This is a genomic window from Rheinheimera baltica DSM 14885 (assembly GCF_000425345.1).
Classification (GTDB): Bacteria; Pseudomonadota; Gammaproteobacteria; order Enterobacterales; family Alteromonadaceae; genus Alishewanella; species Alishewanella baltica.
In genome coordinates this window covers 47824-71145 of record NZ_AUDG01000017.1, presented here as the reverse complement: position 1 = coordinate 71145, position 23322 = coordinate 47824, and the positions used below count along the sequence as shown (strand labels likewise).

Annotated in this window: 21 protein-coding genes and 1 pseudogene; 4 read left to right on the top strand and 18 right to left on the bottom strand. The window is 44.9% G+C overall.

Translation table 11 applies throughout. From position 1 onward, the window contains the following. Window positions 1-330 (top strand): annotated as a pseudogene (locus H595_RS0107610) (IS4 family transposase); the annotation flags it as partial. Between the two features lie 49 nt (window positions 331-379). On the opposite strand, the gene H595_RS0107605 reads toward H595_RS0107610, so the two are convergent. The 4 genes from H595_RS0107605 to H595_RS0107590 all read right to left on the bottom strand — a co-directional run bounded on the left by H595_RS0107605 (window position 380) and on the right by H595_RS0107590 (window position 5967). Further along, window positions 380-937: an NAD(P)H nitroreductase gene (locus H595_RS0107605; protein WP_027670676.1), complete on the bottom strand. Its 558-nt coding sequence runs from the start codon at window positions 935-937 to the stop codon at window positions 380-382. 114 nt (window positions 938-1051) lie between these two features. After that, the gene (locus H595_RS0107600) at window positions 1052-2464 is read right to left on the bottom strand and encodes a glycogen synthase (protein WP_027670675.1); all 1413 of its coding nucleotides are present in this window, start codon (window positions 2462-2464) and stop codon (window positions 1052-1054) included. A gap of 25 nt (window positions 2465-2489) precedes the next feature. Continuing rightward, on the bottom strand, window positions 2490-3722 hold the full coding sequence (gene glgC / locus H595_RS0107595) for a glucose-1-phosphate adenylyltransferase (protein ID WP_027670674.1): 1233 nt from the start codon (window positions 3720-3722) through the stop codon (window positions 2490-2492). 226 nt (window positions 3723-3948) lie between these two features. Then, complete coding sequence (locus tag H595_RS0107590; RefSeq protein WP_027670673.1) at window positions 3949-5967, bottom strand: NADPH-dependent 2,4-dienoyl-CoA reductase; 2019 nt, start codon at window positions 5965-5967, stop codon at window positions 3949-3951. Window positions 5968-6153: 186 nt separating this feature from the next. Between H595_RS0107590 and sppA the strand changes: the two genes are divergently transcribed. Further along, a complete protein-coding gene (gene sppA / locus H595_RS0107585) occupies window positions 6154-8034 on the top strand; it encodes a signal peptide peptidase SppA (RefSeq protein ID WP_037054041.1) in 1881 nt (626 codons plus the stop codon). A gap of 75 nt (window positions 8035-8109) precedes the next feature. Further along, window positions 8110-9126: an asparaginase gene (ansA, locus tag H595_RS0107580; protein ID WP_027670671.1), complete on the top strand. Its 1017-nt coding sequence runs from the start codon at window positions 8110-8112 to the stop codon at window positions 9124-9126. A gap of 72 nt (window positions 9127-9198) precedes the next feature. Here ansA and H595_RS0107575 read toward each other — a convergent pair whose 3' ends face one another. From H595_RS0107575 to msrB, 7 genes are all read right to left on the bottom strand, one after another. After that, window positions 9199-11910, bottom strand: a complete 2712-nt coding sequence (locus H595_RS0107575; protein WP_027670670.1) for a DUF349 domain-containing protein — start codon at window positions 11908-11910, stop codon at window positions 9199-9201. Then, window positions 11900-12181, bottom strand: a complete 282-nt coding sequence (locus tag H595_RS0107570; protein WP_027670669.1) for a YeaC family protein — start codon at window positions 12179-12181, stop codon at window positions 11900-11902. Before H595_RS0107570 ends, H595_RS0107575 begins: the two co-directional genes overlap by 11 nt. Window position 12182: 1 nt before the next feature. Continuing rightward, a complete protein-coding gene (locus tag H595_RS0107565; RefSeq protein WP_027670668.1) occupies window positions 12183-12509 on the bottom strand; it encodes a hypothetical protein in 327 nt (108 codons plus the stop codon). A 36-nt stretch (window positions 12510-12545) separates the two neighbouring features. Continuing rightward, the gene (gene pbp4b / locus H595_RS0107560) at window positions 12546-14144 is read right to left on the bottom strand and encodes a penicillin binding protein PBP4B (RefSeq protein ID WP_240474848.1); all 1599 of its coding nucleotides are present in this window, start codon (window positions 14142-14144) and stop codon (window positions 12546-12548) included. 74 nt (window positions 14145-14218) lie between these two features. Beyond that, window positions 14219-15346, bottom strand: coding sequence for a M14 family metallopeptidase (locus tag H595_RS0107555; RefSeq protein WP_027670666.1), 1128 nt, complete (start codon window positions 15344-15346; stop codon window positions 14219-14221). Window positions 15347-15499: 153 nt separating this feature from the next. Further along, window positions 15500-16951: a glyceraldehyde-3-phosphate dehydrogenase gene (locus H595_RS0107550; RefSeq protein ID WP_027670665.1), complete on the bottom strand. Its 1452-nt coding sequence runs from the start codon at window positions 16949-16951 to the stop codon at window positions 15500-15502. 127 nt (window positions 16952-17078) lie between these two features. Next, on the bottom strand, window positions 17079-17465 hold the full coding sequence (msrB, locus tag H595_RS0107540) for a peptide-methionine (R)-S-oxide reductase MsrB (protein ID WP_027670664.1): 387 nt from the start codon (window positions 17463-17465) through the stop codon (window positions 17079-17081). Between the two features lie 155 nt (window positions 17466-17620). On the opposite strand from msrB, the gene H595_RS0107535 reads away from it, so the two are divergent. Then, entirely contained in the window at window positions 17621-19396 is a 1776-nt protein-coding gene (locus tag H595_RS0107535; protein ID WP_027670663.1) for an alkaline phosphatase D family protein, read from the top strand. 61 nt (window positions 19397-19457) lie between these two features. Here H595_RS0107535 and H595_RS0107530 read toward each other — a convergent pair whose 3' ends face one another. From H595_RS0107530 to H595_RS0107500, 7 genes are all read right to left on the bottom strand, one after another. Continuing rightward, window positions 19458-19973: a hypothetical protein gene (locus tag H595_RS0107530; protein ID WP_156885939.1), complete on the bottom strand. Its 516-nt coding sequence runs from the start codon at window positions 19971-19973 to the stop codon at window positions 19458-19460. 84 nt (window positions 19974-20057) lie between these two features. Continuing rightward, a complete protein-coding gene (locus H595_RS0107525; RefSeq protein ID WP_027670661.1) occupies window positions 20058-20597 on the bottom strand; it encodes a GNAT family N-acetyltransferase in 540 nt (179 codons plus the stop codon). A 1-nt stretch (window position 20598) separates the two neighbouring features. Next, complete coding sequence (locus H595_RS0107520; RefSeq protein ID WP_240474847.1) at window positions 20599-21045, bottom strand: hypothetical protein; 447 nt, start codon at window positions 21043-21045, stop codon at window positions 20599-20601. A 29-nt stretch (window positions 21046-21074) separates the two neighbouring features. Then, on the bottom strand, window positions 21075-21482 hold the full coding sequence (locus H595_RS0107515; RefSeq protein ID WP_027670659.1) for a GFA family protein: 408 nt from the start codon (window positions 21480-21482) through the stop codon (window positions 21075-21077). 19 nt (window positions 21483-21501) lie between these two features. Continuing rightward, complete coding sequence (locus H595_RS0107510) at window positions 21502-21951, bottom strand: GNAT family N-acetyltransferase (protein ID WP_240474846.1); 450 nt, start codon at window positions 21949-21951, stop codon at window positions 21502-21504. Window positions 21952-21993: 42 nt separating this feature from the next. Continuing rightward, window positions 21994-22416 carry a hypothetical protein gene (locus H595_RS21840; protein WP_156885938.1) on the bottom strand — a complete coding sequence of 141 codons (423 nt, stop codon included), beginning with the start codon at window positions 22414-22416 and terminating at the stop codon, window positions 21994-21996. 55 nt (window positions 22417-22471) lie between these two features. Continuing rightward, entirely contained in the window at window positions 22472-23290 is an 819-nt protein-coding gene (locus tag H595_RS0107500) for an alpha/beta fold hydrolase (RefSeq protein WP_027670657.1), read from the bottom strand. Window positions 23291-23322: the final 32 nt, after the last annotated feature.

The window sequence follows — 23322 nt, the reverse complement described above, 5'->3', positions numbered from 1 at the left end:
CTGCCAGAGCTTATCCGGCAGGAGCTATGGGGGGTGTTGCTCGCTTACAATTTAATTCGATACAAAATGGTATTGATGGCCAAGTCCCTTAAAAGTGTATTCCCAAACCAACTGAGCTTTAGAGATGCCTCATCGCACATCATCCACAAGCTCACTCTGATGCCAATTTATGCGCCGGGTAATGTGCCCGGATTCATCTTGGAAATAGAAAAAAATGCCAGTCAATTTAAGCTTGAAGGAAAGCGAGAACGCAGTTATCCAAGGACGCTAAAGGTATCGAAAAATCGCTACCCGGTGGCCAAAAGTAAAAATGCCGCTCACCTTAAGTGAACGGCATTACGCTAAAAGCGGGTTTTTTATACAGCTGAAATAGTTATAACTACAGAGAAGTAAAATATTCATCTGGGTCCGGGGTGTGTCGTTTTGCTGGCTCGCCGCTGGGCGTGCCCAGATATAAAAATCCAACGATTTCGTCGTCTTCACCCAGCTCTAGTGCTTGTTTAACAAAATCTAGCTGTGCATAAGCGCCGGTGCGCCAGATACCGCCAAACCCCTGCGCGAAAGCCGCTTGTTGCATCGCCATTACCGCGCAAGCAGCCGACTGCAGTTGTTCAGCCAACGGAATTTTTGCATGCTCTACCACTTTAGCGATACACACTATGACCATGGGCGCACGAAGCGGTAATTGCCGTGCGCGCTCTAATAGCTCGTTAGCAATAGCGGGATCGTCCTCCACTGCGGCTTCGGCAAATATATCACCTAAACGGCATAATGCCTGACGGCCTTGCGCAATAACAAAACGCCACGGCTTTAAATTGCCATGATCAGGTACCTGCAGCGCAGCACGTTTAATATTCTCCAATTCGTCACCTGAAGGTGCGGGCTCGGTTAAACGTGCAGAAGAAAAACGGGTGGTAAGTAACGTCAATGCATCCATAAAAAACCCCGATGGTGAAAGCTGGTTGCAGCCTAGCAAATTAATCCTAACCTTTACATCATATTATGACAAGGTAGCGCCCGTATGACGGGCTTTCAACCAGTTTGCTGAAATTTAACCCGCTTTTGCTTCTATCGCCTGTTGATACAAGGCTATATAGTGTTCGCCCGATTGTGACCAACTAAAATTTTGTACCATACCGTTTTTTTGCACACGCGCGTAGCTGTCGGTTTTGCTATATAACAGTTGCGCTTGTTGTAATGCCGCTAAAGTTGCGTTGACGTCAGGTTCAACAAAGCCAATACCCGTTGCTCCACGTGCTGGCCAGGGTTTTACTGTGTCTTTTAATCCACCGGTTAACCGTACCAGCGGTACCGTACCATAGCGTAAACTATATAACTGGTTTAACCCGCAGGGTTCAAATAACGATGGCATTAGGAAAAAGTCACCAGCTGCTTCTAACTGATGCGCTAACGCATCACTGAAGCCCTGAATAAAGCGAAATTTGTGCGGAAAATCCCATTGTAGGGTTTCAAGTGCGAGGCAGTATTTTGCCTCACCCGTGCCCATAATAACAACCTGCGCCTCTGCAGAGGCCAACCATTGACGTAGTGCAGGAACAAGATAATCATAACCCTTTTGTCCAGTAAGACGGCTAACGCCAACAAACAATGGCTGTGAGGTGGGCGCAAGATGAAAGTGTTTTAAGATAGCAATCTTACAAGCATGTTTACCTTGCATGTCACCAACATCAAAAGGCTCAGCTAAGTGCTGATCATACTGCGGATGCCAAATATTATAATCGCACCCGTTTAAAATACCGATAAAGTCTGCTTTACGCTGCTGATATAAAGCAGACAAGCCCTCACCTGCTGGCTCATGCATTAACTCATCACGATAGCCACAACTGACAGTGTTAAGTTTGTCCGCACATTCTATTGCAGTTGCCAGAAAGTTAAGCTCATCATACCGCTGTGGCGCTATATCAAGTTCGCCCCGCCAGTGGGCAGCACACTTTTCCTGATAAGCCCCATTGTGAATGCTAAAAACAAATGCAGCATTAGCCAAATGGCTATTGCCATAGTGATGCTTTAAATAGTATGCACTAGCCGCGCTTTGCCAATCATGGCCATGAATAATGTCAAAGCTTTGCTCGGTTTGAAGTGCCCATTCAAGCGTCGCTTTACAAAAGAAGCTAAATCGCAGCGGGTTGTCAGTATAGCCCCGCTCACCATCATCATAAGGGCGGGCACGCTGAAAGAAATCGTCATGCTCAATAAGTGCAATATCAACCCCCTCATGTCGGGCATGCCGAACAGCGCAACCAAACTGGCGGCCAGCTAACTGAAAATATACTGACTGCCAATCTGATATAGGTAACTGATACAATCCTGCGTAACGCGGCAACGCCACTGTTACCTGATGACCAGCAGCCACCAGGCTCTGCGCTAAACCTTTACAGGCGTCGGCGAGACCGCCAGTCTTAATCAGTCCTTCGTATTCACTACAAATAAACAGTATCCGCACTACGTGTCCTTAACATGGTACTGGGCTAATCAAACCCAATCTTTGCACCTTTGGCAATAACGATCACGCCATTTGCAGAAACATGAAACCGCTGCTTGTCCAAAATGGGATTTTCACCAATGATGGTGCCGGGCGCAATCTTTACATCTTTATCAATAATAGCGCGTCTTATTCTGCAACCACGGCCAATATCGTTATTCCCCATCAGTACACATTTTTCAATATAACTGTGGCTATGCACATGGACGTTAAAACCTAAAATAGAATGATACACGATAGACCCGCTAACAATACAACCAGACGCGACCATAGAACTTATTGCCTGCCCGGTTCGGTTTGCCTCATCATGCACAAACTTAGCCGGCGGTACAGGAGGCGTATAACCACGAAGCGGCCAGTATTTATTGTATAAATCGAACGGAGGTTCTACAGAAATTAAATCCATGTTGGCTTCATAGTACGAATCTATCGTACCTACGTCACGCCAGTAACCGCTGCTACGAGCATTTTCGCCCCGGATAGTGTTAGATGAAAAATCATACACGTACACATCACCCGAAGGGTAAAGTTGTGGAATGATATTATGGCCAAAGTCATGTTTTGAGTCAGGTTGTATAGCGTCCTCTTCTAACACATTAACCAGGGTTTTTGCTTCGAAGATGTAGTTACCCATTGACGCCAACACAAAGCCTGGCTTGCCGGGAATAGTCTTAGGGTTCGTTTTGGGTTTCTCTTCAAAACCAATCATTTTACCGTTGTTATCAACTTCAATCACACCAAACTCATGGGCTTGCTCAACAGGCACGGGAATAGCCGCGACGGTTAAACGCGCATTGTGATGCCGGTGAAAATCAAGCATCTGACGTACATCCATTTTGTAAATGTGGTCACCACCAAAAACGCAAACATGTTCTGGGTCTAATCCATGTATTAAATGTAAATTTTGATATATTGCATCAGCAGTGCCCAAATACCAGTGTTTACCAGTTTGCATTTGCGCCGGGATCGGGTCAATAAAACGATTGGTTAAGCCGGTAACTCGCCAAGCCCGACTTAAATGTTTCATCAGTGAATGCGATTTAAATTGTGTAATAACAAATATTTGAAGTAAATCTGAGTTAACAAAATTATTTAAAACAAAATCTATTATGCGGTAGTTGCCACCAAATGGCACGGCTGGTTTTGCTCTAACACCAGTTAAAGGTGCTAAGCGCGTGCCTTCGCCACCAGCGAGAATCATCGTTAATACCCCGGACATAAAAACTCCCTGTTGAACATTTCGTCTGTTTTTTATTTGTTTGCAAAGCTAATACCACAATAGCAGCAGCTGTTGCTAAATGGCTAGTGATCGTGATGAATAAGGCACTTGCACCGACTAAAGTAGAAGATATTCATGACTAAGATATGACAAAGGCACCAAATTGGTGCCTTTGTTAAAATGGCGTACTATTTTGGTGCAATCAAGCACCAAGGCGGCACTGTAATTATATACTTGCAGCTAGTTCAGCACCTTGTCGTATTGCGCGTTTGGCATCAAGCTCAGCCGCCACATCTGCCCCGCCAATTAAATGAGCTTTTACACCATGTTGTTGCAAGCCTGCAACCAATGCTCTAAAAGGCTCTTGTCCGGCACAAATAATAACATTGTCGACATTTAGGCAACGCTCTTCACCGCCGATTTCAATCCAAAGTCCATCGTCATCTACTTTGATATAGTTAACACCGGCTATCATTTCGACACCTTTTTTCATTAACGATGCGCGATGGATCCAGCCAGTTGTTTTACCTAACCCTGCGCCTACCTTACTGGCTTTACGCTGTAACAGGTAAATTTTTCGGTCTGCTGGCGGCGTTACACTATCGGGTAACAATGCCCCTCGGGCTTGATAACTTTTATCAATACCCCAGTCTTTTAACCAAGCGTCAGGTTGCAGCGTTAGTGAATGAGGTTCGGTTAAGTACTCTGCCACATCAAAACCTATACCCCCGGCACCAATAATGGCGACATGTTTACCCACCGCTTTGTGATCTCGTAATACATCTAAATAACTCAGTACTTTAGGATGATCACTACCGGCAAGCCCGATATCACGAGGCACAATACCACTGGCTAATACGACATCATCAAAACCACCTTGCGCTAAACTTTCAACCGTTTGCTCACTGTTTAAAAACAGCTTAACGGCGTGCAGCTCCAGCATACGCCCATAATAACGCAGTGTTTCATGAAACTCTTCTTTGCCGGGTATCTGTTTGGCGTAGTTAAACTGCCCACCAATTTGATGTGATTTATCAAACAAATGCACTTCATGCCCACGCTGAGCAGCATAAACACTAAATGCTAAACCCGCTGGCCCCGCACCTACTACAGCAATTTTCTTGCGCTGCTTTGCCGGCGTAAAGTTAAGTTCGGTTTCATAACAGGCACGTGGATTAACCAGACAGCTGGCGCGCTTATTTTGAAAAACGTGATCAAGACATGCCTGATTACAGGCTATACAGGTGTTAATTAAGTCGGCCTGATTTGCTGCGGCTTTATTGACAAAATCAGCATCTGCTAAAAATGGCCGCGCCATACACACCATATCAGCTTGACCGTTAGCCAAAATATCTTCAGCAACCTGCGGATCGTTTATGCGGTTGGTCGCAATTACCGGAATATTCACTTCGGCTTTTACTCGTTCAGTTATCCAACTAAAAGCGGCGCGCGGTACCATAGTGCCGATGGTTGGAACCCGGGCTTCGTGCCAGCCAATACCAGTATTGAGTAACGTGGCACCCGCGGCGGCAATCTGTTTTGCTAATGCCAAAACTTCATCATAACTGTTGCCATCTTCAACCAGGTCTAACATGGACAAACGATAAACAATAATAAAGTCGTCGCCACAAGCAGCACGCACTGCGTTAACCGTTTCTATTGCAAAGCGGCAACGCTTTTCAAAACTACCGCCCCACTCATCTGAGCGCTGGTTGGTTCTGGCACAAATAAACTGGTTAATCAGATAACCTTCAGATCCCATCACTTCAACACCATCATAGCCTGCCTTTTTAGCCAGCTTAGCCGCGTTGGCGAAGTCTTTAATGGTACTTCTAACCTGACGAGCTGACATCTGCGAAGGTTTAAACGGCGTGATAGGCGATTTAATATTACTTGGGGCCACACTAAATGGATGGTAACCATAACGGCCAGCGTGTAACAACTGTAAGCAAATCTTCGCACCATGCTCATGTACAGCTTGTGTAACTTGCTTATGTTTACCGGTTTGCCACCAAAAACTTAGCTGGCTACCAAACGGCACCAAATTACCGCGGAAATTAGGACTAATACCGCCAGTAATAATCAGGCCGACGCCGCCTTTAGCGCGTTCGGCATAAAATGCGGCAAGCTTTGAAAAACCCTGCTTTTCTTCTTCTAAGCCGGTATGCATTGAACCCATAATGACGCGGTTTTTCAGCGTTGTGAAACCCAAGTCCAGTGGTTGTAATAATTTTTGGTAAGCCACTTCACCCTCTCTGGTCGTACCTGTTGTTTGTGGCAGACTTTAGCTGCTTTGTGATTGGATAGCAAGTCACGCCTATTATCAGCAGAAGTGTTACACATTTACTTACAAATTCCACTTAGCCTTTAGCGTCAAATTGTTTAGCATACCAACATGACCAATTTGTATTTGTTTTAACAGGAAGTCTTTATGACCGATAAAAAGTCAGGCCCTATCCGCCGATTGTTTAGCACACTTAGCCGCATTTATCGTGGCTTTCGCTCTATCATTTTAAATTTGCTCTTTATTGTTATAGTGGCCGTTTTGGCGGTGTCAATTTTTAGTGGCGATGATAAGGTTGAAGTGCCACCAACAGCTGCTCTAATTCTTAATTTGACTGGGGATTTGGTCGAAGAAAAACGCTGGGCTGATCCTATAGCAACCGCCATTAATGAAAGCCTGGGCGGTCAGGAAGAATCACCAGAGGTTTTGGTTAGCGATGTTGTAAATGTGGTAAAAAAAGCGACCAAAGATAACCGTATCCAGGCCATGGTGCTGGATTTATCGATGTTAGGCGGTGGTTCACTGGATAAAATGAAGCTAATAGGTAGCGCCATTGAAGATTTCAAAGCGGCAGGCAAAAAGGTGTTTGCTTTTGGCGGTTACTATGGTCAAGGTCAGTACTTTCTTGCCAGCTACGCTGACGAAATTCATTTAAGCCCTATGGGCGCGGTGATTTTGGAAGGTTATGGCAGCTATCCAATGTATTATAAAAATGCCTTGGAAAAGCTGAAAATAAATACCCATGTATTTCGCGTTGGTACATACAAATCGGCGGTGGAGCCGTTTTTACGCAACGACATGTCTGATGCCGCAAAAGAAGCTAACATTGCCTGGCTCACTGAGTTATGGAACAACTACAAATCACAAGTTGCAGCCCGTCGTGGCTTTGACGTAACTAACTTTGACGAAACCTACGCTGCCCTGTTAGAAAAACTACAGGCTGCTGAAGGTGATTTAAGTCAGTATGCACTAAATGCGGGTTTAGTTGACCATATCAACACCAAAGAAGCATTTCGCCGCAACTTGGTTGCCATTGTTGGCGAGAACGATGAGCATACTTATAATCATGTAACCTTTGATGACTATGCAGATTTAGTTATTCCAGCACAACAATTTGACAATCCTCTGACTGATAAAGTAGGTGTAGTCGTTGCACGCGGTGTGATTGTCGATGGTCAAGCTAAAGCCGGATCCATCGGTGGTGACTCTACGGCAGCCTTGTTACGCCAAGCCAGACACGACGATAAAATTAAAGCTGTTGTGCTGCGTATTGATAGCCCTGGCGGTAGCGCTTATGCTTCTGAAGTCATTGCGCAGGAAATTCGTTTACTGCGTGAAGCCGGTAAACCCGTAATAGCGTCTATGGGCTCAGTTGCCGCATCAGGCGGTTATTGGATAGCAGCACCAACCAACGAAATTTGGGCGGCGCCTACCACGATCACCGGTTCTATTGGTATTTTTGGTTTACTGCATACCGCTGAAAATGTGTTGCCAACTCTAGGGCTAAATGTAGATGGTGTAGGTACCACTGAATTAGCCGGTATGTCGGGTGGCTTACCCTTATTTAAAGGGCTGGACGACAAAGCAAAAGATCTTTTCCAGTTATTAATTGAACGCGGCTATACCGAGTTTCTTACCATGGTAGGTGAAAACCGCAATATGTCAGTAACTGACGTAGATAAAGTAGCTCAGGGTCGGGTATGGACCGGCAGTAAAGCCCTGGAGCTTGGTCTGGTCGATAAACTTGGCACTTTTGATGACGCTGTAAAAGCTGCGGCGGAGAAAGCAGGTTTAAGTCAGTACGACGTAAAAGTGGTGAAGCAATCACTTACGCCAAGTGAACAAATGATCAAAGAGTTACTGGGTGAGGCGAAAGCACAGGGTTGGTTACCTCAGACGCATGTTAGTCCTGAGCAAAAATTATTGAGTAAATTCACTCATCAGCTAAAACAAGATTTTGTTCTTCTTAACCAGTTTAATGATCCTAACGGTGTCTATTCATACTGCGTTGGCTGCAGCATTAACTGACAGCGTTAACGAAGTCTATTACAATGCCCGGTACGTAACCGGGCATTTTTATTTGCATAGCATTATTTGAATATTATGAGCAGAAAACGTATTTATGTCGCTTATACCGGCGGCACCATTGGTATGCAGCATTCTGAGCAGGGTTTTGTTCCTGTACCAGGATTTTTAACCGATACGGTAAAAAAAATGCCGGAATTTTATCGGTCTGAAATGCCCGAGTTTGATATTCATGAATATCATCCTGTTATCGACTCTTCCGATATGACACCTGAACATTGGCGACATATCGCTGAAGATATTCAACAGCACTACCTGAATTACGATGGTTTTGTCGTATTGCATGGTACAGACACCATGGCCTATACCGCCTCTGCGTTGTCTTTTATGCTGGAGAACTTACAAAAACCGGTAATTATAACTGGCTCACAAATTCCGCTAGCGCAAATGCGTTCTGATGGTCAGGTTAATCTACTCAATGCACTGTATCTTGCAGCTAATTACCCCATTGCTGAAGTTGCTTTATTTTTTAATAATCAATTATTTCGCGGTAATCGCGCAACGAAAGCGGATGCCAGTGGTTTTAATGCGTTTGCTTCACCCAATTTTCCGCCATTACTCGAAGCCGGTATTCATATCAATTTAATCGCAGGCCAGTTAAACCAGACAATAGATGCCGATCCATTGACGTTGGCATCAGTGGTGCCACAACCTATCAGCGTGGTGACACTGTATCCGGGGATCAGCACAGATGTAATACGTAATATGACAACGGCGCCAGTACGTGCCTTAATTATCAAATCATTTGGCGTAGGTAATGCCCCACAGCGGCCAGAGTTATTACAAATACTCTCTGATGCAAGTGCTCGCGGACTCATTATCGTTAATTGCACGCAGTGCTTTAAAGGTAAGGTTAATATGCAGGGCTATGCTACAGGTAATGCGTTAAAACAATCTGGTGTCATTAGCGGTTATGATATGACATTGGAAGCCACCCTAACCAAGTTACATTATCTGCTGAGCAAACCTTTGAATCCAGACGCTATTCGCCAACAAATGCAGCAAGATTTACGCGGAGAGCTGACAGCAGATTAAGTCTGCTGTCAGACAATACTTTGTTAAACGCTTTGCAAAAAGGATTGTTAAAAGCTTTGTAAAAAAGCGGCTTTATTCAAACAGTGCTTTAACACGGGCTAACAACGGCAGCTCTGCCTCAACAACGGCACCAAACTGTAACCAACGCTTAAACAACGTATGTTTATCCAGCACATTACCTTGGTTATGCTTGTCCGACAGCAGTAGCAGTTGCACTTGCTGACGAGCAACTTGCATCTCTTTGGGCGAAGCAACGTCGCAAATAATTTCCAGAGCCAGTGTAAGCTGTGCGCGAGTTAACTGTTGCTCCTGTCCCTGGGCAAAGCTATCGCGATACTTAGCGGGTAACTGTTCCGCGGTCAACGCAGGATTTGCTAGCAGGTTAAACATCTCGACAACGTCTCGCTGTTGTTGTTGTTGTTGCCAACTAATAAGTTTTTGAGCAAGTGTATCCCGTAACTGCCTTACCACTTGCTGAGCAGCGCCGTTTTGCGGCTGTAACCCTTCAACCTGCTGTTGCAAGGCACTTAGTTCAGCGCCACTGCTTGCTTGTTGTATTGCGGTTTTTAATTCAGACAGCGTTGCATCAAACTGCTGCAACTCAGCTTGTTCAGCCAATTGCTGCTGTTGTGCTTGCTCTGCACGTGCATTAAAAAAACCATCACAAACGGCCCTAAATTCAAGCCACAACGACTGATCTTGTTTACGCGCAGCCTGCCCCAACGTCTTCCATTGCTGCTGACATTCTTTAAGAATTTTTGCCGTGACGTTTGCCTCACTTAACGAAATGGCAGACTGTGCTTTTGCAATAAGTTGCTGCTTTGCGTCCACCACCTGTTGCTGCGCGGACAGTAACCCCTCGCGCAAAGGCGTTAATGCCTGAGTAAAGGCATCATTTAATACTGAAAACTGCTGCTTATCCACCGCACCAGCTTGTTGCCAGGCTTGTTTTAACTGATTCAACTGGTTATCCAGTGTTTTAACGTCCAGATTTTGTTGTTGTAATAAAACAGCTTGCTGAATCAGTTGCTCTCGTTGTTTAACGTGTTCAGCACGCTGTGCATCTAACGCGGCAAAATAAACGCGACACGGGGCAAACGCTTGCTCACACGCCACATCAAATGCATTATTTAACTGCGCTTCCATGGTCGCATCAGCTTTGCCTAAACTGTTCCACTGTGCACGAGCCTGTTTTACCTCATCTGCACGCTGGCGGATTTGATTATCAGGTACCTCAGCACTTAACTGCTGCATCTGCGCCAGTAATTGTTGCTTACGCGGTGTGGCAATATATTCCTGCCAATCTGCCAGCTCTGTCATTTTGTCACGGGCAAACTCGTAATCTTTACTTAGCTGAGCACGTTGCTGTTCAGTAAGTTGTTGATAATCTTCTTCAATGCCTTTAAAAAGACCAAAAAGCACCTTGTACTTACCGGCATTGTATAGCCTGCGATACTGCGCTAATTTACTGCGACACTGACGTTGAATTTTTTCACTTTCTGCATCAAAAGACTTTGCCAGGTCCTGCCACTGTTGAGACAGTGCGGTTTTAGCTTCAAGTAAACTTGCTGGCACCGCAATAACCATCGCTTTAGTTAAACGACGCCACTCTTGCTGCCATAGAGTTAACTGCGTCGTATGCTGTTGGTACTGCTCTGCGGTTGTTGGAGCAGTTAACGCAGCCCAGTCAGCAACTATGCGGGTTAATTGCGCTAATTGTTCGGCCAACAGCGGTAATTGTGCTAAACGCTGTTGTAACTGTGATATACCTTTAGCCAAACTCGCCCGGTTAGCGACATCAGCGTCAGCTAACTTAGCCGACAAGTCCTGTAACTGCTGCTCCAACTGCTGCGCCGCATTAATATCCGTATTTAATAGCGTTTGTTGCAGCTGCTGCTCTAGTGTAACCAATTCCTGCTGCAATGCGTGTTGTTGTTGAGCCTGAGCTGCATTTTTCGCCTGCTCTGCCTGAATACTCTCTAACTCAGCCAAGCGTGGCGCCAACCAGTGTTGTAACTGCTGAACTATTTTGTCGTATTTGGCCTGATATTCAGCAGCTTCTTCGCCAAGGCAAGCCAGCTCTGGTGTTAATTCTTGCCAATGAGTTTGATATTCCCCAAGCTGCTGCGGGATGTCAGACAATGTCACTCGCTCACGAACGGCATTAAGTTTGGCCAGTAATAACGTAAGCTGCTTACGCAGCAATAGCGGTTTTTGTTTTTGTTCGTGGCAGTGTTGTAATTTTTGCACCACGTCAGTTTGTAACTCACCATCTAGCTGTTTCGCCAGTTTCTCCAGCGTCTTTTCATCATTTATTTGAGCCAGCAATTCTCGTTTTTGTGCTAACTGCAATACCGGATCTTGTAGTGCTTTCTGATTAAGCTCGGCTTTATTTAGACGCTGCAACAAACCAAATTTAATACCGGCGTCTGTTTCAGTTTGCGCGAGTTGCTCAAGAATGCTGCTGCGGTTGCACTGAGCAATAAACTGTTGTTTGAGCTTCGGCTCAACTTTATTTTGCAATAATTGGCTAATTAAAGTTTGTTCAGCCAGCTGCTGTAAACGCTCAGCGCTGTCATGCTTACTTGCCTGCCACCACAATGCAAAATCATTTAGCTTTAGCAAAGCGGCTTTGCGCACAGCCTCAGCCCCGTCGTTAAATGCCAGCTCATGCAAAACAGATTTGTGTTCCTGATCATTTTGGTTCAGATCCGCAATGGCTAACTGTCGCACAGCGGCATCGGCATGTTGCCACTTAGGTTTAAAAAAACGTTTAAAGATCATCGTGCGAGAACCTTGCAATAGACGGCTGAGTGTCGAACTGTTTTTTTAGTTCGGCTTTAGATTTGTGTACCATTTGACCATCAGCACCAATGGTAAATAGTTCATCAGATTTAAGAACTTGTGCCTGATATGCCATCACCAACTGCAGGCTTTGTTCACGCTGGCTGTCATCCATCGTATTTCCATCTGCCCAGCGGCCTGTGGCAACAGCTTCAGCCAATTTTTCATAAGTATCAGGCGTCATGGCCTGAACGAGTGCAGTAAAATTCATTTTATTTACGCTTTTTCATAAACATGATGCGGGCACGGCTAATCATATACCAACAAAAGCCGATACCGATTGCGCCGCCGGCGACATATTGCTGATAACTACCAGCTTGAGGGTCCCACCAGTACATTAAACCAAAGCCGGCTAAAAATAACAGTAAAGCAAACATAGAATGATTAACTAAGCTTTGCGCTTTATCCAATGCTTTATTACGCTCTAGCGAGTCACGCTTTTCCGGTGTTAAACCTGCAATATCACCGTTACATTTTGAGCATATCGCACTTTTATCAGAAATTTTTTGCCCACAAAATGGGCAGGAAATAATAGCCATAGTACCCCAATATAAATTTGGCTGCGTTTCAGCCGCCTACTGCATTGCTTCGTATATTTTACTCATGATGCTGCCATACATGCCAGTTTCAAACCTGTCTCCGGCAAAATAATAGCCATTTTCACCTTCAGCCAACACCGGGCTGTGTTTTTTATTGGTCAGTAACACCACAATCAAGCCATAATAAGGGTCAATTAAGGTTGCAGTTCCTGTCCAACCGGTATGGCCAAAGGCATATGCACTTGCATACGGGCCAAAGTGCCAGTTTAGATCGCCACCCGTTGCTGTACGCCATCCCAAGCCAACCGTATGATCCGACACTGACGGACGCACAAATTGCTGTAACACCTCAGAACTAAATACCGGTGTCAGCGCGTATCCACCTTGCAATGCCAGCATGGCTAAACTGGCTGTTTCTCTGGCTGTAGAAAATAACCCCGCATGCCCTGCTACACCATCAAAAGCATAATGCGCCTTTTCATCATGAACATTACCACGTACTACGCCACGCGTGTCTGCTGGAAATATAATCCTACCACCTCGACTATTACCGTCCAGCTCTGTCGCAGCGATGCGTTGTGCAGGAATACCCTTTCGTACTGGGTTAAAAATGGTGCTACGCAACCCCATAGGTTGATACAGCGTATGCTCTAAGTAATCATCTTGTGTTTTGCCAGTAATACGTTCGATTAGCAAGCCTAACAACATGTAATCAATGTCGCTGTACACTGCTTTGCCGCCACGGGCACGTTCAAAAGGCACTTTAGTCGCGACAAGCTGCATACTTCGGTTACGATCCAGTGAATAGAACTGCTCGCCATGTCGATTATCGGGTCGATGAAAATGCACCTCTGGTGGATAACCCGCGTTATGGTAAAGCAAATCACTCACCAGACGTTGTTCGCGACCATCCCCAACATACTCGGTAATATACTGTTGCACGGGCAAATTGATGTCTAACAATCCCTGACTAACCAAATGCATAATAGCGTAATTGGTCGCATACATTTTAGTGTTAGAGGCCAAGTCAAATAGCGTGTCTGTACGCATTTTTTCAGGTTGCGTCAGCATATTACCGCTACTATCAAAACGGCTGGCAAAACCGTAAGCTGTTTCTTTGATCACTTTGCCATTTTTAGCAATTAATAAAACTGCGCCTGGAAAACCTTGTGCAACTTCACGGTTAATTAACTGATCCAGTTCATCAAGCACCGCCGAAGAAAAGCCTGCTTGCTCGGGTGTGCCAGCTTGTAATTCAGGATAAGGCAAAACTAACCGTACTTTGGCACCTAAAGGCTTTAAATTTAACAGCGCTAATTGATTAAGCCCGTTGCGGGTATACTGGCTAATATCAAATACTAAATGCTGCCCCAGGTTAGCGTCCGGTGTCAGCGTAAACGCTTTGCCATTAATATTTAACGTTAGAGTTTGGGCTGTAGCCAATTCAACCAGTAGCTTACCCTGCCCCTTGTAGCCCATGAAACTGGCACGGTTATTCACCAGTGCCCGTTTACTGCTGTTTTCTGGCCAACTCACATCAAGCTGACCTGATGATATGCCTTGGCTCAATGCCAACCGTTGCTGAGCATTTTGCTTCGTGACAGGTAGCGGCGATACAGCAAGCCATTGCTGCACCGAAACACAACCTGTGAGCAAAAGCAGCGCTGATATCAGCACTGCTTTTGTTATTGTGTTAAGCACATTCAAACTTAACCCAGCTTGTTAACAACGGCTAACACAGCTGGCAGCATGTCTTGGCCCAGTTTCATTGAGCGAACATCGGACCAACCGTAGGCTTCATCGGGTAAGTTGGCATTGTCTTTAAATGGCATTTCAACAGTGTATGCCAGACATTTAAACTGCTCACCCACCCATGCCGTTGCCACGGTCATATTGGCCTGACCCGGTGCATCCAAATCATAACCAAACTCGGTTTGAAACTCTGGCGTTACCGCTAACAACGTTTGCTTAAACACATCTTCCAGCATCTTAATCCGGTCGTTGTATGATGGAACACCTTCTGTTCCCGCGACAAAGTTATAAGGTAGATTTTCATCACCGTGCATATCTAAAAACAGGTCAACACCGGTTTCGAGCATTTTTTGTCTAACCAAGTACACTTCAGGACTTTTTTCCATCGAGGGTGCTAACCACTCGCGGTTTAAATTCATGCCAGCGGCGTTGGTGCGCAAATGGCCACGGACCGAGCCATCTGGGTTCATGTTGGGCACTATGTAAAACACCGATTTATCTAACAGTGCGCGAGCAACACCATCGTCTTCATCTAACAGCCTATCCAGTAACCCTTCAATCAGCCACTCAGCCATAGACTCACCCGGATGTTGGCGTGCCGTAATCCATACTTTCTTTTTGCCTGCTTCGGGCTCACCAACAATTAACAAACTCATATCGCGGCCATCTAAGGTTTCACCCAGCTCAACCAGTTGACAGTTATAATCTGACTGCGCCTGATGTAGTAAATCCATATGACGCTCGTAGCTATACGGCGCGAAATAAGCAAAATATACCGATTCTGCTTCAGGGAAATGCTTAATCGTTAATGCTTTACCATCATATTCCGTTTCAACACGAAACCAGGTTTGACGATCGTAAGATGCCACGGCTTGATACTCTTTCCAACCGTCCGGATAGGCCGAGTCACCGGCATTGGTAATAGTAAGAGTATGCTCCTGGGCATGTTCGGTACTTAAACGAAAGTGAAACCATTGATAGAAATCTGATTGATTGTCTTTGCGGATGGCCAATTGAATGTTATCAGGGGTATCTGCCTGAATGACGTCAATGTTACCGCTGTCAAAATTGCTGGTGATTTTCATAAAGTAAACCCAATGCCGATAAAAAGAAAAAACTAGCACAGCATTAATCATGCTTAAAAGTACGCTGTATGCCAGTTGTTGGTGAACAGGATTCTAACAGGTTAGCGCCAAAGAAAAAGCCGCTTAAAAGCGGCTTTTCGATGAAGTAACGAATTAACGCGCTACCGGCAACGTTGGGTACTTAATACCGGCCATATCGTTCATCACACGAATAACCTGAGTACTGTAACCGAATTCGTTGTCATACCATACGTACAACACACAACGATCACCATCAACAATAGTCGCTTGAGAGTCAACTACACCCGCATAACGCGAACCAACTAAATCTGATGATACGATCTCAGTAGAGGCGGTAAAGTCAATTTGGTCCTGTAATTCAGAGAATAACGACGTTCGCTGTAAAAAGTCATTCATCTCTTCGCGACTGGTTTCACGGTTTAAGTTCAGTGACAAAATGGCCATAGACACGTTTGGCGTCGGCACCCGAATAGCATTCCCCGTCAACTTGCCTTTTAACTGAGGCAAGGCTTTAGCCACAGCACTGGCTGCACCTGTTGATGTTAGCACCATATTCAGTGGCGCTGCACGACCGCGCCGCTCTGCGCTGTGGAAGTTATCAATCAGGTTTTGGTCATTTGTATAAGAATGCACGGTTTCAACGTGGCCGTTACGAATACCAAATTCATCTTCTAAGGCTTTTAACACCGGCGTAATGGCATTGGTAGTACAGCTGGCAGCTGACACAATCTTGTGTTCCGGCAGAATCATATGCTGATTTACACCGTAAACAATATTGGGAACTTCGCCTTTAGCTGGCGCCGTTAACAGCACCTTAGCGCTGCCTTTGCTTTTAAAATGAATACTCAGTTCTTTGTCATCTTTCCAGATCCCGGTGTTATCAACCACCAGTGCATCATGAATACCGTATTGCGTATAATCCACTAACTCAGGAGAATTAGCGTAAATTACCTTAATAAAGGTACCATTGGCTTTAATACCTTGATTTTCTTCATCAATGGTAATACTTCCATTGAACGGGCCATGAATTGAGTCACGGCGCAATAAGCTGGCACGCTTCTCCAAATCACCCTTTTTACCACCACGCACAACAATTGCGCGTAAACGTAATTTGCTGCTAGGCCCTGAGCGCTCTAACATCAGGCGCGCTAACAAACGGCCAATACGGCCAAAACCGTAAAGCACAACATCAACTGGTTTTACTTGATCTTCACGATCAAGAATATCGGACAGTTCAGCTGCTAAATACTCTTCCAATGCGATGCCATTCGCCGCATTTTTATAGATGAAACCATAAGCCAGCTTGCCAATATCAACACGACCCGGTGCTATATTCATTTTGCTAATCGCATCTAGCACAGGAAAACATTCGCGCAGGCGCAACTTTTGCCCTTCAAAACGCTCAACGCTTTTATGTGCCTTTATAATATCGATTGTTGTCGCATTCACGAGTGGGCGGCCATACACCACCACTTCAATGCCTTTGTTACGATACAGTCTGCCAATAATTGGTTGCATGTTTTCGGCATATTCTTGGCGCTCTTGCCAGCTCTTCTGATACATTTCTTCGTGCGATAGGGTCATGTGTGTAGGCCTTTTACTTCATTAAGATGAATTAATCGGGTGTTAAAGTGAGGTCTGCGCCGCTAATTGCTTTAACGGCGCGTATTGTAATAGAAGTTGAAAGGCTACGACAACAGTTACAGCTTTTTTATTCATTTTCAGCTGTAAAGCTTAACGAAACCGAGTTTACACAATAGCGGGTTCCTGTAGGCGCCGGTCCATCATTAAACACATGCCCCAAATGCGCATCACAATTTGCACACAATATTTCAGTTCTTGTCATACCATGGGTATTATCAGGCTGATACTTTACCTTATCTGCAACTGCTTGATAAAAGCTTGGCCAGCCACAGCCTGCATCAAATTTAGTGTTTGAGCTAAATAATTTGTTATTACAACAAATACAGTGATATGTCCCCTGCTGTTCATTATGGAGCAGTTCTCCGCTAAAGGGATACTCAGTACCTTTAAGGCGAGTAACCCGATACTGTTCATCAGTTAACTGCTCACGCCATTGTTGCTCTGTCTGTTTCATCTAATTTGTTTCCTTAATAAAGTGCGCTGTTATACCTGCTTAAACTACATAATGCTGTATACGTAAAAAACTGCCTCATAGTGTTTTTTTCTAGCAATTCACATTGTTGTCATGAATTTTTGTTTCACTGCGCTGGTCGAATCAGGAGAATATTAATGACCAGACTAACCCGCCGTGATTTTCTTATTGCCTCAGCTGCGACCATTGGCAGCGTGGTAATCTCTACCAGCCTAACAGGTTGTAGCAGTGATGAACCAGCGCCGCAACCACTGCCCTATAATGTTGAATTCTCACACGGAGTAGCCTGTGGCGACCCAACAGCTGATGCGCTATTACTATGGACCCGCGTAACTGCTGATGCAGCAGAAGTGCCGCTAGAGTGGCAATTGGCGCTGGATAAAGAATTTAGTCAACTTGTTCGTTCCGGTGAAACAACAACGTCTGCCGCCAGCGACTATACCGTTAAAATTGATGTGCGTGATTTATCGGCCGGGAGTGAATATTTCTATCGCTTTAGGGCGGGTACACAATATTCAGCAATAGGACGGGGTAAAACGTTACCTACTGGCGATGTTAACCAGGTGAAACTGGCTGTATTTTCTTGCGCAAACTACCCGGCTGGTTATTTCCATGTTTACGCTAAAGCAACTGAAATAAGCAACTTAGATGCAACGGTTCATTTAGGTGACTACCTTTATGAATACGGCGTTGGTGGCTATGCCAGCGAAGATGCCGCGGCCCTTGGACGTGAAGTGCAACCGGTTAACGAAATGGTGAGCTTGTCTGATTATCGCCAGCGCTATGGGCAATACCGCACAGATTCTGCATTACAGCTACTTCATGCTGCAGCGCCAATGATTGCCGTGTGGGATGATCATGAAGTCACTAATGACACCTGGCGTGAAGGTGCAGAAAATCATCAGCCCAATGAAGGTGATTTCACCGAGCGCAAACGCGCTGCACTTCAAGCCTACTTTGAATGGATGCCCATTCGTCCTCTTACGGTTAATGATGAAGAAACCATCTACCGTCAATTTGAATTTGGTAATCTGGTTAATTTACTTATGCTTGATACACGGGTTATTGGCAGAGACAAACAGCTTGAATATGCCCAATACATTGACCCGGTAAGCGGTCAACTTGATGCAACTCGCTTTAGCGCTGATTTAACCCAAAGCAACCGCACTATACTAGGCAATGAACAGCTGCAGTGGCTACAAGATAAACTAAGTCATAATGATGCTCGTTGGCAAATACTTGGCCAGCAAGTACTGATGGGGCGTATGTTGTTACCTGGTGCTGTTGCGTTACAGCAATTAAGTATTACGGATTTCGCCGAGCTGGTTACACTTGCACAATTGGCTGCGCGGGCACAGGCAGGCGATCCTTCGTTAACTGCAGAGCAACTGGCTTATTTGCAAGCAAATCAGCAACGCTTAACCCCTCAGGTTATCGCACTTTTGCAATTACCCGCCATGCCTTACAACCTTGATGCGTGGGATGGTTACCCTGCAGAGCGTGAAGCCATACTGGCCAATGTTGCTGCGAACCAGAAAAAACTGCTGGTGCTAGCCGGTGACACGCATAATGGTTGGGCTAACCATCTTGACCTGGCTGATGGCACCCCGGTAGGGGTAGAGCTTGCAACGTCATCCGTTACATCACCCGGTCTAGAGCAATATATTAATCTGCCAGACCGAGCATCAGCCGTTGCAACAGAGCAGGCTCTGGTACAACTCATCAGTGGATTACAATATGCCAACCTTTACGATAGAGGCTTTATGGTGTTAACAGTCAGCCCGGAAACCGTTAATTGTCAGTGGCTCTATGTAGATACCATAAAGCAAGCTGAACATCGGTTGCTTAATGAACGTCAACAAAACGCAAAAATTGATTGGACTGATTCAGCAACCCGCCTAACCTTAATTTAATAAAAACAACTTTATTAAAAGCAGCTTAAATAAGGCAGCGTTAATAAAAGTGAATACCAAGCTATTCAGCAAATAGCTTGGTTATATTGCGGTAATAGTGTGTAGCAACTTTGCGCTTAGGAAATTGTAACGCATCCGTTATTTGGCGAAAATGTGCATCGTTATCCGCTAAAACAAAGCTGTAACCACCGGTTTTAGAGGTAAGTATTGTCATACTTAATTGCGTAGAACCGTCACCACTACGAATATAATTAAGACTATCCCTTACCGGATACTTATCAATGCTAAAATTAAAAAATTGAAGGGCATATTCAATTTGCTGATAAGACGTTGGAAACTCGGTACGAGCCGAAAAATAACGGCTATAGGCACGGGATATTTCATCGCGCGGAGCAAATTTCAGCTCCGTTTTTTCAAGTCGCTCAAAATGCAACTTACAATGCCCTACCGTTTTCTGCTCAATCATTTTCCAGCAAGGTTTATTCTGCTCAGCTGAAAAATCTACTGCTGGCTTAGCATATAAAGCGCTGCTAAAAACCATCGCTGTTATCAGACATATTCCTATACGGACTGACATAATTTCTCCCTGACATCATTATCAAACACAGCTAAAACAGGCAGTGCGAACATTATATATAGACTTAAAACACTATTAATTCAATTAATTATTTTCAAGAAAATAACCGTTACCTACTGTGTTATTAACTAAACCATATCGCAAATCATCAACAAAAACACCGTTAATTTCAGTATTATTTTTCAACCGTTCCTCAAGTTGAAACCCTTGTTTTTGAAGTAACGCTACCGAAGCACTATTTTCAGCTGCACAGACGGCAACCAGCTTATGTAAATTCAACACTGAAAACGCCTGTTTACACAGCAATCCAAGGGCTTGCGATGCGTAGCCCTTGCCTTGCGCGTCAGATAACAACATAAAACCCACTTCCGCTACAGCCGCCTGGTGGTCAATTATCTTTAAGCCAATAGTGCCTACTTTTTTTTCTGTTACGGTTTCAACAAGGGTGTAGCTTAACCAACCGCTACTTTTGTGATGCCACGGTACAAGTCGCTCAGCAAACAATTTAGCCGCCTGCGTGACAGTTAAAGGTGTATACACATACTGCATAATAGTTTGGTTGGTGCACAGTGCAATAAATAACGTTTTATCGCTGGCCACTAGAGGCGCAATACGAATAGCCAATTTAAAACTTGTCCGATGTAATACTTAAATAATGCCAGGCTTTAACTGTACCCAACGCGAAGAGTGCACCAATAAATAAACAAATGGTTGAACTTACCAGCCAAAATAACACACTGTTCTCCGGAAACAGCGGCATAATGGCAACAAAGGCCAGCCCGCGCAGCAGAAAAATAGCCGATATAACACACAGTGCCGTGCGTAGTAATGGTAAGCGCCGTATTATACCCGCGCCAGATAAAGCATAAAGCGCCCATAGCATTAATATCAGCACCAAAATAGTGGTAACAATGGTGGGGTGCCAATCGCCCCGCTCAGCCATCAGTGCCATCTGCTCGCCGGCACCAAAAAAGCGATACCAGTCTGCGCCAAAGACAATACAACCCAAATGCGCTAATGCTGCCAGTGCGCAACATAACGCAGCGCCAGTAAGATAATTGCTTTTTGCCAAGTGCAATGCTTCCCCTAATATTTTTTGCGTTATTCACGTCCAGGCTCAAAGCGGTTGTAACGCGGTAAATCAGCATCTAAATCTTCCCAGTTGGCTTTTGAACTGTAAAAGTTATGTGATAGTGGCCGCTCGATAATATCGCTGTTTAAAATACCCAGCCGAATGCGAAACCGCGTCGGGTCGTCGGCATTGCTGCTGTATACCGGCGAGCCGCAGTTGCGGCAAAAATGCCTAAGCCGGCCAGGTTTAAAAGCAAAATGGCTTAACTGCGCTTCGCCTTTTACTACTGTAAAATCTGTACTATTCACAAAGCCATTAGTCGCAAAGGCGGTACCACTGGATTTTCGGCATAATGAACAATGGCAATGAATAATGCTACTGATAGGCCCTGTAATTTCAACCTCGAGCTCACCACACAAACAAGATCCCCGGTACATGCGACACTCCAGTTAAATGTTAAACAGCTTTAAGTGTGATACTGGCCAACATATCTTCGCCTTCATCATCCAGCCCTTGTTCAATAAAACCAAAGCTACCATAAAAGTTTTTTGCTACCGGATTTTGTGGGTTGTAACAAATTTCAATTTGCTTAATTTCAGTATCTTGTTTGATTTGCGCTAACGCCAATGTCATCGCTTTGCGCCCAATACCTTGATGCTGGAATTGCTTATCCACCATAAAACGCCAAATGGAAATAAGTTCCGGCGTTTCTTTTACCCACATAAAAAACCCCACCGGCTGATCCCCTTGGTAAATAGCTCTGCAGGTGTGGCCATCGTTGTAGGCCGCCTCAACCAAAGACCACATATTGCAAGCCACAAAGGGCTCTTGTTGCTTAGTGACATCCAGCTCACATACCGCTTCATAGTTTTCGTGGTTTACGTCACGTAATGAAATATTCAACATTGCTCCTTGATAAATAGATGCGTCTTGAAAAAGAGCTGCCAATTAAAACTGCCAGACAATCTCATTGCGCAGCTCTTCAACTGCTTTTTTCTGCTGGCCGGCAACCGCCACATAAACAAAACTACCTTTATCAAGCGCAACACACTTAATTGCAGCACGGTTTTGCAGGTAGTTACCATATACATAGTTGCCGTTTTGAACCACAGAGCCAAACTGCATGGTTTCAAGCACCGCTTTGCCTTTAACTGCGCATTGCTCAGCAGACAACGTGAGCACCTTATGGCCAGACCATAGTTTGGGGGTATAAGGTTGGCTGGTGTATGTTGTTTTGTTTACCACTTTAGCAGGCGCAGTATCTTGCGCTATGGTCTGTTCCACCGGCTGCACCGCGACAGGTTTAACTGCACAGGCTGATAACAACAACGTTGACACCAGCAGCGAAGCTTTACACATTACATATTGCACAGTTTCATTCCTTTGGTTTGATTAACGCAGCGGGGTTCAGTTTTGCCGCACTTAATCACTTGTGTTTAGTTTTATTTAGTTTTGTAATCAAGCGTTGCAATTCTGTCAGCACCAAATTCGGCTCATCAAACTGTACAAAGTGCCCGCTTTTATCGGTTAATACCGCCCGCCCCTGCGGAAAATCTGCGGCCCAGTTGTGCCAGTGTTCACCCCATAGCTTACGGCCCTGGTCGGTGAAAAATAAATTGGCCGGGTTTTCTGTCTTTTTAACTGAAGCAATAACCGTGACCGGCATATCCTTAATTTTCGGATAATCCGGTAATGGCCGTTTGCTCCAAAAATCTAAATAGTTATTCGACATGCCATTTTTCATGTCATCCAGCTTAATAGCTGCAATTTCTTTATTGCCTTGCTCCAGATCTATGGCACGCAGTACATCAACGTCATGTTCAGATGACGGGTCTAGCATTAGCAAGGCTTTAACTTTGTCCGGGTAAGCGGCGGCAAAATCCCGCGCTATACTGCCACCATAAGAGTGCGCAACTAATATTACCGGTTTAGCTACCTGCAGTTTATCCAACAGTTCGCTGGCGTAATCAGCATAATCGCGCGAGGTAAAATGGCGTTTAACTTGGGTTGAATTACCGTTGCCAACGCGGGAATAACGAATAACAGTAGCTTGCTCTGCAATCTGGCTAAACACAGGGTCCCAGTCGGTCATTGCCGAACTAGCACCCGCTTCTAATAAAACGGTGTGTTTGCCATTACCGGTAATTTCGTACTCCAGCTCGAACTCATTAACATTAATAAACTGACTTTGGCTGGCACCAAGGGTAAAAGACAGTGCCGCAAAAACTAAGACTACGACTTTCAAAATAGCTCCTGAACACATTAAAAAACTCTGAG